A 17,030-nucleotide genomic window follows, 5' to 3' on the forward strand; every position below is an offset into this window, starting at 1 on the left:
TTGTAATACTTGGCAATCCTTGGAAAGCTGTCGAGAATGGGTGTGGATTTGGATAGGTGCTCTTGCGTATTAGTAATGCTAAGCCGTCATGACTATTCCTGGGGGGCTTCTAGAAACCGTTAGCCTAGTCGTCAGGGATACTTTGCGCAACTGGCCGTGGCTGCTTTTGTGGGCAGCCTCGCTTCTGGCGCTTGTCTTCTGGCAAAGGCGACGGCTGCATCAGGCCCAGGTTGGTTTTCCCGATATCGTCACCCTGGCGCGGCCCGACACGACATTGGTGGAGTGCAACGAAGTCTGCCAGAGGGTTTTGGGCGATTGGCGGGGCCGGCGCTGGGTCGAGGCCTTGTTGCCAGAGGAGCAAGAGCAGGTGCGGCAGCAAATAGCCCAGCTCACCCCTCAGCAGCCCACCTTCACGAGGGTTGATAGGATGGTGGACGCGGCGGGACAGGTGCGGTGGCTTGAGTGGATCAACCAGGGCATCTTCGACCGGCGGGGCCGGCTGCAGTTTATTCGCGGGGTCGGCCGAGACATTACCAAGCAAAAGCAACTGGAAGACAATCTGCGGCTGCGGGAAGCCCAATTGCAAGCCCTCTTGGACGCCCTGCCGGCAGCCATATGGGCCAGGGATCCCCAGGGGGTGCTGATTTTGCAAAATGCCACCGACCGTGCCTGGTTTGGCGACCTGCTGGGCACTTCCCTGCAAGAGGGGGCTCGGCAGTACCCCCAGTGGCTGGAGTTCACTTGCCAAGCTCTAGCCGACCTAGAGCGGCAAGGGATTTTCCAGATGGAGGGCAAGGAAATCATTCAAGGCCAAGAGCGCTATGTCTATCGCCTGGCCGTGAAGCTGCAGGATGAGTCCAAAGGTTTGGGGTACCTCGGCATTACCTTGGACATTACCGAGCAAAAGCGGCTGGAACAACGGGTGCAAGAACAACAGGAGCGCTTTTGCGCCTTTCTCAACAACAGCCACGACATTTTGTGCTGGATCGATGCCCAAGGCTTGGTCTATCCTCTCAATCGCCCAGTTGCTGAGAAAATTTTAGGTCGTTGTCCTAAGGAGCGAGAACTTATACCTTTGGATTGGGTTCACCCAGAAGATCAGGAGATTATTGCCAGTGCTCTTGAACAACTCAAGGCTCGACCTGGCGAAACGCTCAGCTTTATCTATCGGGCACAGCATGCGGATGGCCATTGGGTATGGCTAGAGAGCCGCTGTACTAATCTTTTGCAGGATCCTGCGGTGGCAGGAATCGTCTGCAGCACCCGCGACATTACCCAGCAAAAAGAGACAGAACTGGCGCTGCGGGAAAGCGAAGCCCGCCTCAAGGCCATCCTCGACGGGATCCCTTTTCCCATCTTTGTTAAAGATTTGCAGGGCCGCTACTTACAGGTCAATCAAGCTTACCTGCAAAAAAACGGTAAACTCCCAGAAGAAGTTCTCGGCAAGGCCGATACGGAGTTCTTCTCGCCAGAGGAAGCTCTGGAGTTCCGCAAGGGAGATCAAAGGGCCATCCAGTCTCCCGCTCCCATCAGCTATGAGTGCACCATTTGTCGAGACGGCAAAAAGCAAGAAACGTGGATCACCAAGTTTGCCCTGCGGGATTGGCAAGGGGATCCCTATGCCATTTGCGGCATTGCTGTGGATATAACCCCTCTCAAAGAAGCCCAGGATTTGCTGCGGCAAGAGGCAGAGCGAGAAAGACTTCTGGGATCCCTGCTGCGCCGGATCCGCGAGAAGCTGGACTTGCAGCCCCTCCTGCAAACCACGGCGGCGGAAGTGCGAGAGTTTCTCCAGGTGGATCGGGTGATGATCTACCAGTTGCAGGAGGGCATGGGGGGGTTTGTAGCCGCCGAGTCCGTCCTGGATCCCTGGCCCAGCCACTTGGGCCGCTCCGTGTGGGATGCTTGCTTTCGCCAGGATCCCTGCTATCGCAAGTACCAGCAGGGCTTTGTGCAGGCTATCGACAATGTGGCCACGGCCCCTTTGGATCCCTGCTACCGGGAGCTCTTGGACTCTTTCCAGGCTCAGGCCAACTTGGTGATCCCCATTCGGCGGGGGGAGGAGCTCTGGGGCCTCTTGGTGGCGCAGCACTGCCGCGCCAGCCGTTCTTGGCAGGAGAGGGAGATCAGGCTTTTGCAAGAGCTAGCGGAGCAATTGGCCATTGCCTTGCAGCAGGCCCAGCTTTACGAGCAGGTAAAAGCCCTAAACCAAACGCTAGAGGAGAAGGTGCAACAGCGCACCGCCGAGCTGGAGCGGGCTTTGCAATTTGAGGCCATCCTAAAACGCATCACCGACCGCGTGCGCGATTCTCTCGACGAAGCCGAGATCCTCAGCGACGCCGTGCGCGAGCTGGGAGAGAGTCTAGATGCCGATGGCTGCGATATCGGTCTTTACAACGCCGACCTTACCCTTTCCACCATCAGCTACGAGTATTGCCCCCGCTCCGCTTCCCACCTGAACGTTTCTCTACCCCTAGTGGGAGGGCCCTACGACGACATTCACCGGCAACTGCTCAGAGGACAGCTTTGTCTATTTTGCTTCTCAGGGACGGCTCCAGAAAACCGCCAGGTGGTGATGGCTTGTCCCTTGCTAGACAAAGGCCAGGTGCTAGGGGATCTGTGGATTTCTCGCTCGGCTGCACGTCCTTTTGACAACCAGGAGATCCAACTGATCCAGCAAGTGGCCAACCAATGCGCCATTGGGCTGCGCCAGGCGCGCCTGTTCCAAGCTGCCCAAGAGCAGGTGCAAGCCCTGGAGCGGCTTAACCGTCTCAAAGATGACTTTATCAGCACCGTCAGCCACGAGCTGCGCACCCCCCTGGCCAGCCTAAAGATGGCTCTGAAGATGCTGCAGATGGCTCCCTCCCCCGAAAAGCGAGCTCAATATCTAAGCATTGCCGAGCGAGAATGCCAGCGGGAAATCGAGCTCATCAACGACCTGCTGGATCTGCAGCGCCTGCAGGCGGGGGCCTACGCTCTGGAGGTGCAAGCCCTCACCTGGCAGGAGCTGCTGGGGGATCTACTGACCGTTACCGAGGAGCGGGCCCACGCCAAGGGGCAGAGCTTTCACGCCAGTGTCCCCCTCGAAAGCAGCCTCACGACGGATCCCTTGCTGTTGAGCAGGATCCTGCGCGAGCTTTTGCACAATGCCGTCAAATACACCCCAGCCCAGGGATCCATCCACTTGCAAATTGAAACGGAAAATCGTCAAAGCCGCATCCAGGTCAGCAACAGCCAAGAGATCCCTGCCGAGGAGCTGACGCGCATCTTTGAGCGCTTTTACCGCATTCCCAGTAAGGATCCCTGGAAGGAAGGGGGCACGGGTTTGGGCTTGGCCTTGGTGAAGCAGATGGTGGATCAGTTGCGGGGATCCATCGAGGTGAGCAGCGCCGCCGGCTGGACAACCTTTACGCTCCACCTGCCCCATCTGCCGCAGCTATAACTCCCCCACCCGGCGAGGGAGTTCGTAAGCTGGCCTCTAGGGGGGCTTTAAGCCTAGATGAGAATAGCTTCCAAGAGCTTGACTCAGTACTTGAGATCCCTTATCATTGCCCTAGCCTGAGGCTCCTGATAGAGACTCTCAATAAGCTTGGACTAGCAAAGCTCTGGGAAGCCGAGGCTTACCAGGGGCGTCCGGCTTCTAGGGAATAGGCTTTTCAAGCCCTTTCGTGGCCGCCAGCACTGCCGCTGGAGCCAGTTTAGCAGTCTTTGTTGAGATTTTTTTGAGTTTAGGGGTTAGGTATGCGCCTATCACGACGGCAATTGGTTAACGGAGCCGTACTGGGCTCTGTAGCTTTGGCAGTAGGCTCTCTGGGACGTTCAGCTCGCGGTGCCAACCGGGAGGTAAACCTCTACACCTCCCGGCACTACAGTACTGATGAGAAATTGTACGAACTTTTCAAACAGAAAACAGGCATTAGGGTGAACTGGGTGCAGGGCAACGCCGATGAGATTGCTCAGCGCCTCCGCAGCGAGGGATCCAACAGTCCCGCTGATATCTTCATGACGGTGGATGTAGCCCGGCTGTGGCGAGCTCAAAACGAAGGCTTGTTTCAACCTATCCAGTCGGAGACGCTCTCTAGGAACATCCCAGAATCCCTGCGGGATCCGGAAGGCTACTGGTTTGGCTTGACCAAGCGGGCGCGGGTAATTATGTACAACAAAGACAAGGTGGATCCCAAGGAGCTCTCCACTTACGAAGATCTGGCCAACCCCAAGTGGCGGGGCAAGGTGCTCACCCGCTCCTCCAGCAATGTGTACAGCCAATCTCTGACGGCTTCCCTCATCTTGGCGCACGGGATCCCGGAGACGGAAAAGTGGGCACGGGGCTTGGTGGCTAACTTTGCCCGCCCGCCCGAGGGGGGAGACATTGATCAAATCAAAGCGGTGGCTGCTGGCGTGGGAGACGTGGCCCTGGCCAACACCTACTACCTGGCGCGTTTGATTAAATCCGACAATCCTGAAGATCGCGCCGTAGCGGAGAAAATCGGCGTCTTCTTTCCCAACCAACAGGATCGCGGCACTCACGTCAACATCAGCGGCGCTGGGATTTTGAAAACGGCTCCCAACAAAGAGGCAGCCATCCAGTTTCTGGAGTTCCTCTCCGGCCCAGAAGCGCAGGCCATCTTTGCCCAAAGCAACAACGAATACCCGGTGCTGCCGGGTGCGGAGATCGACTCGGTGGTGGCCAGCTTTGGCACCTTCAAGGAGGACACAATCAACGCCGCCAGCATTGGCCGCGTTACTCCTGAGGCCTTGAGAGTGATGGATCGGGCTGGTTGGAAGTAGATCCCAAGTGCAGCCTCCCATTGCTTGAGCCACAAACGTGAATCAGCTTGACAGTTTTTGGCCAAGCATTTATGCTCTAGGGCGGCTCAAGGACCCTTAGGTCTTTCTAGAGGTTTCTCTATCCTCTAGAGAGAACAGGCCTGGCTGCAAGTAAAAATGCGACCTTCCTAGTCCTCAAGCAGGATGGTAAAACCTCGGGAGCTGGCCATCTACATTAACATTTCTGGTGCTGCCGATGTTTTTGACCTCGGCCTAAACAACCGCCTGGTCAAGGGCACGATAAGCTAGAGGAATTGGTTGTTCTTTAGAAGAGAGAAAACGATGCCCTACCTAGAAAACCAGCAAGACCAGAACATTGCCTATTTGGTTAAACTGCCGAAGAGCTTGTTCTGAAAGAGAACCTGGCTGCTAAAGGGCGGAGTTCCCTAGAGGATCCCTTCGTTAGAGCTTGCTGAGGTTTTTATTGAGATGCACACACGAACTAGGCTAAAGCTGTTGAGCAAATTTCTACAAAACATCCGCTTCCCACCTCTGAGCGGATGGACGCTTCTGACCCTAACTCTCAGCGGTCTCATCCTCGTTCCCATCCTCACGGTTCTCCTCAGCCTCTTTGCGGATGAACGGCAGGTTTGGGAGCACCTGGCCGACACGGTCTTGGGGCTGTACCTGCGCAACAGTCTGCTGATGATGGTAGGGGTGGGAGTGGGAGTCATCCTGGTGGGCAGCGGCACCGCCTGGCTGGTGACGATGTGCGAATTCTGGGGGCGGGCCTGGCTGGAGTGGATGCTGGTGCTGCCCCTAGCGGCGCCCACCTATGTGTTGGCTTATGCCTACACCGACTTCTTGCAGGTAACCGGCGGCTTCCAGATCTGGCTGCGGCGCGTTACCGGCTGGGGGATCGGCGACTACTGGTTCCCCAACATTCGCTCCCTGTGGGGAGCGATCCTGCTGCTCGTCCTCACCCTCTACCCCTACGTGTATCTCTCGGCACGGCTGGCCTTCCAGGAACAGTCGGTGGCCTGTTTGGAGGTGAGCCGCTCCTTGGGCTACGGACCCTGGGCCAGCTTTTTCCGGGTGGCCTTGCCCTTGGCCCGACCGGGGATCGTGGCCGGCTGTCTGCTGGCCTTGATGGAGACCCTGAATGACTTCGGCACAGTTAGCTATTTTGGCGTCGATACCTTGACCACCGGCATCTACCGTACCTGGACGGCGCTGGGCAATCCGGTGGCAGCAGCTCAGCTCTCGGCGCTGCTGTTGCTGTGGGTATTGCTGCTGAGGGGCCTGGAGCAGTTCTCCCGCCGGCGGGCGCGTTACTATCGCCAAGGCTTCAGGCCCACGCCAACCCGTTACCGCCTCCAAGGAATCCGCGCTCTAGGAGCATGGCTAGCCTGTGGGCTCCCCATTGGGCTGGGCTTTGTCGTCCCTGCCCTCATCCTCCTCCAGATGACTCTGCGCCAGGGGGAGTTGCACCACCGCTTTTGGAGCTACGCCCAGAACAGCTTCCTTCTGGCCACGATTACAGCGGTGATTGCCGTTTCGGTGTCAGTAGTGGTGCTGTACGGCTTGCGACTACAGCGGGGATCGGCCTGGGGCCTGGGGCTAGCGGTGCGGCTGGCTTCCTTGGGGTATGCTTTGCCTGGAGTAGTAATTGCCGTAGGGGTTTTAATTCCCCTGGGGCAACTGGATCACCTACTGAGCTACTTGCGGCAGGTGCTGCTGCAGCAGTCACCCGGGCCGGTGTTCAGCGGTACCATTGCTGCCCTCGTGTTTGGCTATCTGGTGCGCTTTTTGGCAGTGGCCTTGGCCACCGTTGAGGTGACCCTGCTGCGCATTCCCCCCAGTCTAGACGAGGCAGCCCGCAGTTTAGGGGAGGGATCCCTAGGTACCCTGTGGCGGGTGCACCTCCCCCTAATGGGAGGCGGGATCCTAGGAGCAATGCTGCTGGTGTTTGTAGATGTGATGAAGGAGCTGCCGGCGACGCTAGTGCTGCGCCCCTTTAATTTCGACACCCTAGCCGTCCACACCTACCGCCTAGCGGCCGACGAGCGCCTTGCCGAGGCCGGTGCCCCTGCTTTGGCAATTGTTTTCGTAGGGATTCTGCCCGTCATCCTGCTCAGCTCGCAAATGGCTCAGCGGCGTAATCTGGGCTTCTCGGCGTAGGCTCCTACAGGGCTTCAGCACCTGCTACCACTTCGAGGATCTCTTGGGTAATCGCTGCTTGCCGGGCTTTGTTGTAGGCAAGGCTGAGGGTACGGATGAGCTCAGTGGCGTTATCGCTGGCATTGCTCATGGCTGTCATCCGCGCCGCCAACTCGCTGGCTGCTGCCTCCTGCAAAGCCCGCAGGAGTTGATTGTTCATGTACAAGGGCAGGAGCGCATCCAAGATTTGCACGGGATCCTGCTCGAAGATCATGTCCGGTGGCGGGGCAGAGACAGGAGCGACGATCTTGCTGCGCTCGACCACAAACTCTCCCCCCCGCACCAACAGGTTAAAAATCTCATCGTCGCGAGCAGCCAGGCGCGTGGGATCCAGAGGAAGCAGCGACTGCACCACTGGCCGGGAGCTAATCAGCGAGACAAAGCGAGTGTAGATGAGCTCCACCTTATCCACCTTCTCGGAGAGGAAAGCGGAGAGCAGCTCATCCCCAATTTGAGCAGCTTCAGCGGCAGTGGGGATCTGGGACAGATTCACGTAGGTCTTGGCGATAGGGGCAGAGCGCCGCTGAAAATACTGCACCACCTTGCGGCCCACTAGGTAGAACTGCACCCGCTGCCCCGTTTCCTGCAGCTCGCGCACTCGCTCCTCAGTGCGCTTAATAACATTGGCGTTGTAAGGACCGCATAGGCCTCGATCCCCAGCCACCACCAGCAAGCCCACCGTTTCAACAGGGCGCTGCTTTAGCAAGGGTAGCTCGACATTTTCCAACCGCAGCCGTGTCTGCAGCCGATAGAAAACCTGGGCCAAGCGATTGGCAAAAGGACGGCTGGCCATCACCTGCTCCTGGGCCCGCCGCACCCGCGCTGCCGCCACCAGGCGCATGGCTTCCGTAATTTTGCGGGTGTTTTTCACTGCCTTGATGCGGTCGCGAATCCGCTTTAGCTTTGCCATAACCAGTCCCTCTTGCTGGGGTAACTTCCGTTAGGCCGCCTTCGCCACAAAGCTTTGCTTGAACTCCGCGATGGCGGTTTTGAGGATCTCCTCCGCTTCCTCAGTAAGCTGCTTGGTGGAGAGGACAATCTCGCCATATTTGGGATGGGCGGTGCTCAAGTAGGACAGCAAGCCCTGCTTGAAGCTGGAGACTTTCTCCAGCGGGATGTCGTCCAGGTAGCCCTGCGTCCCCGCGTAGATAATGGCCACTTGCTGATCCAGAGACAGCGGCGAGTACTGCGGCTGCTTGAGGATCTCCTGCAGCCTTTGACCGCGGGCCAGTTGCTTTTGGGTGGCCTCATCCAAGTCGGAGGCAAACTGGGCAAAGGCTTCTAGATCGCGATATTGCGCCAGTTCCACCTTCAGCGAGCCAGCCACTTTCTTCATAGCCTTGGTTTGGGCCGCCGAGCCAACGCGGCTGACGGAGATCCCGATGTTGATGGCAGGGCGAATGCCGGCATTGAACAGATCTGACTCCAGGAAGATCTGGCCGTCAGTAATGGAAATAACGTTGGTGGGAATGTAGGCCGATACGTCATTGGCCTGGGTTTCCACAATTGGCAGGGCTGTCATGGAGCCCTCACCCAACTGGCTGTTGAGCTTAGCCGCCCGCTCCAATAGCCGCGAGTGCAAGTAAAACACATCTCCCGGATAGGCTTCCCGGCCAGGTGGACGGCGCAACAGCAGCGACATTTGGCGGTAGGCCACTGCCTGCTTGGACAGGTCGTCGTAGACCACCAGGGTGTGCTTACCCTGGTACATGAAGTATTCAGCAATGGTGGCCCCACAGTAGGGAGCTAGCCACTGCAGTGGGGCCGGGCTGTCGGCGCCGGCAGCCACCACAATGCTATAGTCCATTGCCCCCCGCTCGGTGAGGATGTTCACCACCTGGGCGATGTTGCTCTGCTTCTGGCCGATGGCCACGTAGATGCAAATGACATCCTGGCCTTTTTGGTTGAGGATGGTGTCGACAGCAAGGGTGGTCTTACCAGTTTGGCGGTCGCCGATGATGAGCTCCCGTTGTCCCCGCCCAATAGGAATCAGGGCATCGATGGCAGTGATGCCGGTTTGGAGCGGCTCATACACGGAGCGGCGATCAATAATGCTGGGAGCGGGGGACTCAATGAGGCGAGTTTCGGTGCAGTGAATCGGTCCTTTGCCGTCGAGGGGATTGCACAGGGGATCGACCACGCGGCCCAGCAGGGCTTCCCCCACCGGAATGCTGGCAATTCTACCCGTGGCTTTGACGGTGGATCCTTCTTGGATCCTGCGGCCGTCGCCAATCAGCACGGCGCCGACGTTGTCCTCCTCTAGGTTGAGAGCAATGCCCAGAGTGCCATCCTCAAACTCCAGCAGCTCACTGGCCATCACCTTCTCCAAGCCATAGATTCGGGCAATGCCGTCTCCTACTTGTAGGACTGTGCCGACATTGGAGACCTGCATCTCCCGGTTGTACTGTTCGATCTGTTGCTTGATGATGGTGCTAATCTCATCTGGGCGAATGGTAGGCATGGCAGTCCTCTCAGGGAAGTGGAAGGGGATCTAAAAAGAAAACTTAAACCAACCGCAGGGCCAGCGAGCGCAACTGGCCGCGCAAACTGAGGTCAATGACCTGGGATCCAATCTTGAGGATTACTCCGCCTAGCACTGTGGGATCTTGGCTAATCTGGAGCTCTACGCCGCTAGCTTGCGTGAAGTCCTTCACCCGCTCACGGAGGAGTTGCTGCTGGGCCTCCGTCAAGGGCACGGCGGTGGTTACCTCAGCTAGGACAATGTTTTGCAGTTTCCGCTGCAGCTCTAGGAAACGCCGGCAGAGAGCCTCAAGGAACATGATACGGCGGCGGTCGGTCAGCAACTGAAGAGCATTGAGCAGCAGCGGGTGGATCTGAGCGGCAAACACCTGCTGCAGGAGTTTTTTCTTGGCTTCCGCCTTAACCAGAGGGCTAGCGAGAAACTCGCCCAGCTCCGGCGTGGCCTGCAAAACGGCAGCAAGGAAACGAATATCGGCGGTAAAGGTGTCCAGCAGCCCTTGCCCAGAAGCCAGAGCCAGTAGGGCTTCGGCGTAGGGATCCACCAGCCTGAGGGTCATTTTTCTAGTCATCATAGGTCTCTATTTCTCCTTTTCGGCTAGCGGGCGATCATTTGGATCCCTTGCTCAATTAGGCGATGGTGAATCTCCTCATTGAGGTGCTGCGGCAGCTCCTGCTCCACCTTGCTCAGAGCTTGGCGCACAATTTGGCGGCGCAGCTCTTGGAGAATTTGCTCCTGCTCAGCAGCGAGATCCCTTGCCGCTCTGGCGCGCAGCCGCTCGATCTCTTGCTCCACCTGCTGCAACAGCTCCTGGCGGCGAGCTTCCGCGTTAACCTCCGCCTCGCGGCGAATGCGCTCTGCTTCCTGCTGGGCCTGCGCCAGCTTTTGCTGCTCCTCCGCCAACCTCGTGATGGCTTCCTGCTTGCGTTGCTCCGCCTGGTGCAGTTCCTCGAGGATGCCTTCCCGCCGCTTTGCCAGCGCTTCCCCCACCACTCGGCGGCCCAAAACGTACAGCAAAGCCAAGATGATGGCAATGTTGACCAGATTGCTTTCCAGAATTGCCTCCAGGATCGACACCCCGGCGGCTTCCACTACCGGCTCAGCAACGGCTAGGAGCCAAGCGGACATCCAGCTGCACACCAGCATCACAAACTACTCCCTAGGAAATTGACTACCTAACGGACGCTGCCTAGCAACTTCTCGGTGATCTGGGCAGCAATAGCATCCACTTGCTGCTGCAGTTGTTCAAGGGCCGCCTGCTTTTCCTGCTCAATCTGCCGCCGCGCCGCTTCCAGTTTGGCTTGGATCTCCGCCTGAGCCGCTGCCAACTTCTCCGCACGAATGCGCGCCGCAGCTGCTTCCGCCTCGGCCATCACTTCCTGTGCCTGGAGGCGGGCTCGACTAATCTCAGCCTCGTACTCCTGGGCTAGAGCCGTGGCCTTCTCCAACCGCTCCTGGGCTTCCGCCTGAGTGGTGCGGATGTAGTCGTTGCGGCTGTCGATAACCCGAGTAACCGGCTCATAGAAGAGAGAGTTGAGCACGGCTACCAACAACAAGAATTGAACGGCAATGATGGGCAAGGTGGCATCCAGATCGAAGAGGCCATTTTTCTCGGCGGCCTCGACAGCTAAAAGGGTTGAGGAGATCATGGGGCCCCACCGACAAAAACGGAATTCTGAGACAAAGCAAGATCTGGGGGCAAGCCGGCATCCGGACTGCCCCCCAAAACAACGGCACTAAGAGGCAAAGGGGTTGGCAAACAGAAGCACCAGGGCCACCACCAAGCCGTAGATCGTCAGAGCTTCCATGAAGGCCAAGCTGACCAACAGGTTGCCGCGGATCTTATCTTCCGCCTCTGGCTGGCGGGCCAGCCCCTCCATAGCAGCAGCAGCGGCATTCCCTTGGCCCAGCCCCGGCCCCAGGGATCCCAGACCAATGGCCAGAGCAGCAGACAAAACAGAAGCAGCAGAGGTTAACGGATCCATAGCCATAGCAAGATGCTCCTTGTCGTTACAACAGGGTTTTGAGCTTCGAGGTGCTCTAGCTTGAGTATCCAAGCCGGTCGCCCCCCTTGTCGGTGGCCTCCAGGCTTACGCCCTCGGCCCCAACAAACCTTACCAGAGAAGGGATCCCTTGCGACAACCCATTGGAGAGATCGGAAGAGCTGGGCCTGGAACTGGGTAGGGGCCGTAACGATCCCCAGCAGTCAGTCGTGGTGATCGCCACCCCCATGCCCTTCCAGCGCCTCTCCAATGTAAGCCGCTGAGAGGGTTGCGAAGATCAAAGCCTGAATGGCTCCTGTAAACAAGAACAGAACCATCACTGGCACCGGGATCAACAGCGGCACCAGCAACACCAACACTGCAATCACCAGCTCCTCTGCCAAGATGTTGCCAAACAGACGAAAACTTAGGGAGAGGGGCTTGGTGAAATCTTCCAGGACGTTGATGGGCAGTAGAATTGGCGTGGGCTCGATGTACTTTTTAAAGTAGGACAGCCCCCGCTTGCTGATGCCAGCCGCAAAGTACATGATACTGGTCAGCAGCGCCAAGCCGGCAGTGGTGTTAATGTCGTTGGTGGGAGAAGCCAGCTCCCCTTCCGGCAGGGGAATCAACTTCCAGGGGAAGAGATTGCCCATCCAGTTGGAGACAAAAATAAACAGGAACAAGGTGCCAACATAGGGTACCCAAGGCCGGAAGTTTTTCTCGCCAATCTGGGCGCGAGCAATGCTCTGGACAAATTCCAGGGTGTACTCGATAAAGTTTTGCAAGCCAGCGGGCTCCCGCTGCAGTTGACGAGTGCCCAACAGCACCACCGTCAAGATCAGGGCAATGGCAATCCAACTGGCAATCAAAACCTGGCCATGAACCGTAAATTTGCCCAGGTGCCAGTAGAGGTGATGGCCAACTTCCAGTTCTGCTAGGAGAAGAGGAGGGGAGAAGGACGGGTTCATAAGCATCATGAGGAGGAAGACAAACGGCTCAACGTCTGGACAAGGTGAATGAGCAGGGTGATCTTATAGGTCATAAACCCAAAGAAGATTGGCAAAATCTGTAAGGACTTCACCTCAGCAGCTAAAACCATCAGCCCAACAAACAGAGCCAAGCGCATCACTCCTAGGCGGTTGCGACTTTTGCCCAGCTCTGCCACGCCGCGGCCCAGCATGCGCAGATAGACCACACCGGCAAGTGCTCCCAGCAGGTAGTTGCCTGCCACCCCTGGCGAGTAAACCAACGCCACCCCTAGGGCAATGGCTAGGCTGACACCCAGAGTAACCAGTACTAGCCATAGCTGCAGGTCGGCATAGCTTTTCCCCTCGCCAGCCCTCTTGCCAGAGGCTGTCTTTGGTGGCAACGACCCTTGGCAGCCCTCCTCTGCCTCGCCCTTCTGGGAAAGAGGCACGCCCTCCAAGGGAGGCAAAGGCCTGGGCTTCCACTGGGTTGCCTTCCAGCGCCTGGGACTGTGGGAGAGAAGTCCGGAAGAACGTGGCATGGAAGCAAGATTCCTACCGCTTAGGAGCTGGCCTTAACCCAAAATAACACGGCCAAGTAACAATACTTAACAAGCTAGGCCAAGCTAAGGTCCTAGGAAACCCCTGTCTGCCCTCCAGAAAGACAGCTTGCTTTCCGGCTGGTCTGCGGATGTTCCTCTAAGAATCTACCACCTTCCTGGAGAGGCAACGGCAAGAGTTGAAAAACTTTCCCAACGACGCAAGGTTTCGTGGGGAGTGGCCAGGGATCTGTAATATCCTGTAACCCTGTGGGATCCCGCTGGGGATCCCGCCATACTAGGGTCAGGGAGGAGAAAGGGTGAGGATGGTCCCACTGAGTTGGCTGCTGAAGGCCATTTGGGCAGACTACAGCCTGGCGGTGGCGCTGACGGTGGTGGTGCCGTTAGCGCTCTTAGGTTGGGCTTTTGCGGTAGGGCTGGGTCCCTTGATCCAAATCTTGATTGCCTACTGGCGGGTGTCTAGCCTGTTAGCGGTAACCGTGTACCTAATGATTGGTGGCCTGCCAGTCAGTTTCCTAAGCGGGGCGATGGCACGGCTTTTAATCCCGCTTAGCCTTTGGTTCTGGCGGGATTGGAGTGCTGCCCTTGAGCAGTCAAGAAGCTGGGCGGCGCGGGCCTTTTTGCTCTGGCGCTGGGTTGTAACTGGCTACATGGGGGTTGGGTTCCTCTTTTCGGGAGCCTTTGTGCCCTGCGCCTTCCAAGCTTCTTTGCCACCGGAGTGTCGAGCTTGGTTTGAGCCGCCGCTGGGCTTTCGGGAGATCTTCCACGCCAATCTATCGCCAGAGCTGCTCGGGAGCGCAGGGGCCTGGGGCTTGGTGGTTTACCTGCTCTACAGCGTCTACTTCGTCTGGCGGCTGCGGCCCCGTGGGGAGAAAGGGGAGGTGGCAGCATGAGCCCCCTCCCTTGGCCGCTGGCTCTGGAGCGCTACAGCCAGAGCCACCCCCAGGAGGTGCTGCGGGTGGAGGTGGAAAGCGAGGGAGAAACTGATTTGGTGCTCATCTACCGCGGCTACAGCAGCTCCCTGCGCCGGCCCACTCCCCCCGATCCTGAAGTAGCGGTAATCCCTCCCCAGGCTCGCTTCTTACAGTTAGAGCGCCTGAGTGCTCCCTATCACCCTGAACGCTCTCAGGTGCTGGCCCTCTACCAAACCTGGGAGGAGTTGAAAGCTTGGCTAGCCCAAGAAGGGATCCCAATAGCCGAGTGAGGAAGGGCTTTAGCGCCCCACAGGCACTGGCGGCCGCTGCAGAAGGGTGTATTCTGCTGGCTCCAGTAGGGACTGCCCGGTCATTTCGGGGGGCTGCGGCAAGCCCAAGATCTCCAGCAGGGTGGGGCCGACATCGGCCAAGGTACCGCCAGCGCGCAGCTTGACGTTGCCGCCGCGACCAGGGATCTTGCGCTTTTCCCCCTCCACCAGAATGCAGGGAACGGGGTTGGTGGTGTGGGCTGTCCAGGGGTTGCCCTGCTCGTCCCACATCAGCTCGGCGTTGCCGTGATCTGCAACGATGAGAGTGGTGCCTCCCACGTCCACCACCGCTGCCAGTAGGCGACCTAGGCACTGGTCTACCGTCTCCAGCGCTCGCACCGTGGCCTCAAAGTTGCCAGTGTGGCCCACCATGTCGGGGTTGGCGTAGTTAAGCACCACCAGGCTGTACTCACGGCGGACAATGGCTCCAATGGCCTTGTCGGTTACCTCCTTTGCTGACATCTCCGGCACTTGGTCATAGGTAGCCACCAGTGGGCTTTGGACCAGGATGCGATCCTCTCCTGGGAAGGGCTGCTCAATGCCGCCATTGAAAAAGTAGGTGACGTGGGCGTACTTTTCCGTTTCGGCAATGCGCAATTGCTTAAGGCCGGCCTCGCTCACCACCTGGCCCAGCAGGTGATCCAGGTTCTGGGGCTTAAAGAGCACCTGCACCGGCAGGGTTGGATCGTATTGGGTCATGGTGATGAAGGTGAGGTCCGGAATCAGACGCCGCTGAAAGCCAGAAAAGTCAGGGCAGACGAAAGCCTGGGTGAGCTGGCGGGCCCGGTCCGGGCGGAAATTAAAGAAGAGGACCGCATCCCCCGGCTTTACCGCTCCCGGAGCCAAACGCGTGGGGGGAATGAACTCGTCGGTGATATCCTGGGCGTAAAAGTCTTCCATTACCTCGGCAGCGCTGCGGCCACACCCGGGGCCATCTTCCGTCATGATCTCGTAGGCCTTCTGGGTGCGCTCCCAACGGCGATCCCGATCCATGGCGTAGTAGCGGCCGCTCAGGGTAGCAATGACGCCATTGCCCAGCCATTCCAGCTCTTTTTGGAGGGTAGCCAGAACTTTTGCCCCTTCACAAGGGGGGGTATCGCGGCCATCCGTGATGGCATGCACGTAAGCAGGGATCCCTGCCTGGGCTGCCAGGCGCAGCAGGCCGTAGAGGTGGTCAATGTGGGAGTGAACTCCTCCTTCCGAGCAGAGACCGATGAAATGAAACCGGCCCCCCCGCTCCTTGAGTTGACGACAAACTTCCAGCAACAGAGGCTCCTGGAAGAGGGATCCCGTTTCAATGGCGTCGCTAATGCGCACCAACTCCTGCGGCACTACCCGCCCTGCTCCTAGAGTTAGGTGGCCCACCTCGGAGTTGCCCATCTGTCCTTCGGGTAGGCCCACGGCTCGCCCCGAAGCTTGCAGCAGGGTATGAGGATAGGTAGCCCACAGACTATCCATGACAGGGGTTCGGGCGGCTAGCACGGCATTGCCTTCTAGGGCTTCGCGATAACCCCAGCCATCTAGAATGACCAGAACTACTGGTGCCACCAATTGTGCATCCATGAGATGGACTCTCGTGTTTTTCAAAACATGATACCAGCCCCGGTAACACGATACTGAATCCCTCCCTTCTGCTCAAGATTGGCCTCCCTCTTTCAAGGAGAAGAAAAACTCTCACCCCCTCTCCTTCGACTTGCCGCTCTAGGTCTTAATACGTATCTACCGCATCAACTGCGGGGGCTGGGCTGCAGACGTTTGCGCAGCAACTCGGCGCGGCGCTTGGCAATGGCATTTTGCGGGTCCAGCTTCAACGCGGTCTCGTAAGCTTCCAGGCCGGGGCCGTAGAGATTTTTCTTCTCATAGGCATGGCCCAGGTTATTCCAGGCAGTTACATAGGCAGGATCTGCCGCAACAGCATCTTTGTAGTAGCGAATGGCCAGATCGTATTGCCCCTGGCTAAAGTAGGCAAAGCCCAGAGCATTGCAGACGGGCGGAATGTTCTCCCCAGCCACCTCTAGGGCTTTTTTCAGCTGCACGATGGCCTGCTCGTAGAGACCCTTTTGCAGGTAGACGCTGCCCAACTCGTAGTGCTCCTGTGGGGATCCCTTGCCTTTGCTTAGGCGAGGTTGCAGCTCCCGGATGACCTTTTCCTGGGCCCGTAGGCGCAGCACCCCACGCAGGACAAAGAACCCCACCACCCCCAGAATGCCTGCCAAAGCTGCCAAGTAAAGGAGGGAAGCATTGGCAACCATTTTGTTACCCCACTTTTCTAGTTGGCTTTGCTGGCTTTAGGCCTGCAGGTGGGCCTCAATAAACCAGAGATCTTTATCGATTTGGCGCGAGATCTCCGTAAACAGGTCGGCAGTGTCGGCATCCCCCAGCTCAGTGGCGCGGCTGATGTTGCGGCGCACCGCCGCGGCATACTGGCCGTAGCGGACCGCTAGAGCCTGCAGGTGAGTCCGACCGTCTTCAGCCGTTAGGTCGTATTCGGGCAAGCTCGAGGTTTGGGCAACAATGCGGGCAGTGCCACGGGCGATGCCGCCTAGGGCCGTAACCCGCTCTGCCAGCATGTCCACGTAGTTCTCTAGCGTGCTGGCAAAGGTGTCAAACATCTCGTGCAGGGCAATGAAGTTCATGCCTTTGACGTTCCAATGGGCCTGCTTCACCTGAGTTTTGAGATCCAGCGTGTCGGCCAAGGACTGGTTGAGCAACTCCACCAGTTGCGCCCGGGCCTCAGCCGGCAAGTCAATCTGGGTGGGGTAGAGGCGGGTCTTTTCAGCGGTCACCATAGCCAATCTCCTAACCGTCTTT

16 protein-coding genes are annotated in these 17,030 nt (G+C 58.1%); 5 read left to right on the forward strand and 11 right to left on the reverse strand.

Annotated features, from left to right (window positions below):
* Positions 1–88 precede the first annotated feature (88 nt).
* The 3 genes from NW822_RS02940 to NW822_RS02950 all read left to right on the forward strand — a co-directional run bounded on the left by NW822_RS02940 (position 89) and on the right by NW822_RS02950 (position 6,948).
* On the forward strand, positions 89–3,442 hold the full coding sequence (locus NW822_RS02940; protein WP_414403469.1) for a PAS domain S-box protein: 3,354 nt from the start codon (positions 89–91) through the stop codon (positions 3,440–3,442).
* A gap of 299 nt (positions 3,443–3,741) precedes the next feature.
* Complete coding sequence (locus NW822_RS02945; RefSeq protein WP_414360854.1) at positions 3,742–4,788, forward strand: Fe(3+) ABC transporter substrate-binding protein; 1,047 nt, start codon at positions 3,742–3,744, stop codon at positions 4,786–4,788.
* Between the two features lie 468 nt (positions 4,789–5,256).
* On the forward strand, positions 5,257–6,948 hold the full coding sequence (locus NW822_RS02950; protein WP_414403470.1) for an ABC transporter permease: 1,692 nt from the start codon (positions 5,257–5,259) through the stop codon (positions 6,946–6,948).
* A 4-nt stretch (positions 6,949–6,952) separates the two neighbouring features.
* On the opposite strand, the gene NW822_RS02955 is transcribed toward NW822_RS02950, so the two are convergent.
* The 8 genes from NW822_RS02955 to NW822_RS02990 all read right to left on the reverse strand — a co-directional run bounded on the left by NW822_RS02955 (position 6,953) and on the right by NW822_RS02990 (position 12,820).
* The gene (locus tag NW822_RS02955) at positions 6,953–7,897 is read right to left on the reverse strand and encodes a F0F1 ATP synthase subunit gamma (protein ID WP_414360858.1); all 945 of its coding nucleotides are present in this window, start codon (positions 7,895–7,897) and stop codon (positions 6,953–6,955) included.
* Positions 7,898–7,927: 30 nt separating this feature from the next.
* Complete coding sequence (atpA, locus tag NW822_RS02960; RefSeq protein ID WP_414360860.1) at positions 7,928–9,448, reverse strand: F0F1 ATP synthase subunit alpha; 1,521 nt, start codon at positions 9,446–9,448, stop codon at positions 7,928–7,930.
* Between the two features lie 43 nt (positions 9,449–9,491).
* Positions 9,492–10,040, reverse strand: a complete 549-nt coding sequence (gene atpH, locus NW822_RS02965; RefSeq protein ID WP_414403471.1) for an ATP synthase F1 subunit delta — start codon at positions 10,038–10,040, stop codon at positions 9,492–9,494.
* A 23-nt stretch (positions 10,041–10,063) separates the two neighbouring features.
* Positions 10,064–10,594, reverse strand: coding sequence for a F0F1 ATP synthase subunit B (locus tag NW822_RS02970; protein WP_414403472.1), 531 nt, complete (start codon positions 10,592–10,594; stop codon positions 10,064–10,066).
* 47 nt (positions 10,595–10,641) lie between these two features.
* On the reverse strand, positions 10,642–11,115 hold the full coding sequence (locus NW822_RS02975) for a F0F1 ATP synthase subunit B' (RefSeq protein ID WP_414403473.1): 474 nt from the start codon (positions 11,113–11,115) through the stop codon (positions 10,642–10,644).
* A gap of 87 nt (positions 11,116–11,202) precedes the next feature.
* Entirely contained in the window at positions 11,203–11,451 is a 249-nt protein-coding gene (gene atpE, locus NW822_RS02980; protein WP_414360871.1) for an ATP synthase F0 subunit C, read from the reverse strand.
* A gap of 221 nt (positions 11,452–11,672) precedes the next feature.
* Positions 11,673–12,419: a F0F1 ATP synthase subunit A gene (atpB, locus tag NW822_RS02985; RefSeq protein WP_414361225.1), complete on the reverse strand. Its 747-nt coding sequence runs from the start codon at positions 12,417–12,419 to the stop codon at positions 11,673–11,675.
* 5 nt (positions 12,420–12,424) lie between these two features.
* Positions 12,425–12,820 carry a hypothetical protein gene (locus NW822_RS02990; protein WP_414360873.1) on the reverse strand — a complete coding sequence of 132 codons (396 nt, stop codon included), beginning with the start codon at positions 12,818–12,820 and terminating at the stop codon, positions 12,425–12,427.
* Positions 12,821–13,281: 461 nt separating this feature from the next.
* Here NW822_RS02990 and NW822_RS02995 point away from each other — a divergent pair, with 461 nt between their 5' ends.
* Positions 13,282–13,869 carry a DUF3177 family protein gene (locus NW822_RS02995; protein ID WP_414403474.1) on the forward strand — a complete coding sequence of 196 codons (588 nt, stop codon included), beginning with the start codon at positions 13,282–13,284 and terminating at the stop codon, positions 13,867–13,869.
* Positions 13,866–14,180, forward strand: a complete 315-nt coding sequence (locus NW822_RS03000) for a hypothetical protein (RefSeq protein ID WP_414360877.1) — start codon at positions 13,866–13,868, stop codon at positions 14,178–14,180. Before NW822_RS02995 ends, NW822_RS03000 begins: the two co-directional genes overlap by 4 nt.
* 9 nt (positions 14,181–14,189) lie before the next feature.
* Here the strand turns inward: NW822_RS03000 and gpmI are convergent, their stop codons facing one another.
* The 3 genes from gpmI to dps form a co-directional block, all read right to left on the reverse strand.
* Positions 14,190–15,782, reverse strand: a complete 1,593-nt coding sequence (gpmI, locus tag NW822_RS03005; RefSeq protein ID WP_414403475.1) for a 2,3-bisphosphoglycerate-independent phosphoglycerate mutase — start codon at positions 15,780–15,782, stop codon at positions 14,190–14,192.
* Between the two features lie 164 nt (positions 15,783–15,946).
* A complete protein-coding gene (locus NW822_RS03010; RefSeq protein ID WP_414360879.1) occupies positions 15,947–16,471 on the reverse strand; it encodes a tetratricopeptide repeat protein in 525 nt (174 codons plus the stop codon).
* Positions 16,472–16,507: 36 nt separating this feature from the next.
* The gene (dps, locus tag NW822_RS03015) at positions 16,508–17,008 is read right to left on the reverse strand and encodes a DNA starvation/stationary phase protection protein Dps (protein WP_414360881.1); all 501 of its coding nucleotides are present in this window, start codon (positions 17,006–17,008) and stop codon (positions 16,508–16,510) included.
* Between the last annotated feature and the right edge of the window lie 22 nt (positions 17,009–17,030).

Source organism: Synechococcus sp. H70.2 (genome assembly GCF_047462275.1).
In the GTDB taxonomy this organism is placed as follows: domain Bacteria; phylum Cyanobacteriota; class Cyanobacteriia; order Thermostichales; family Thermostichaceae; genus Thermostichus.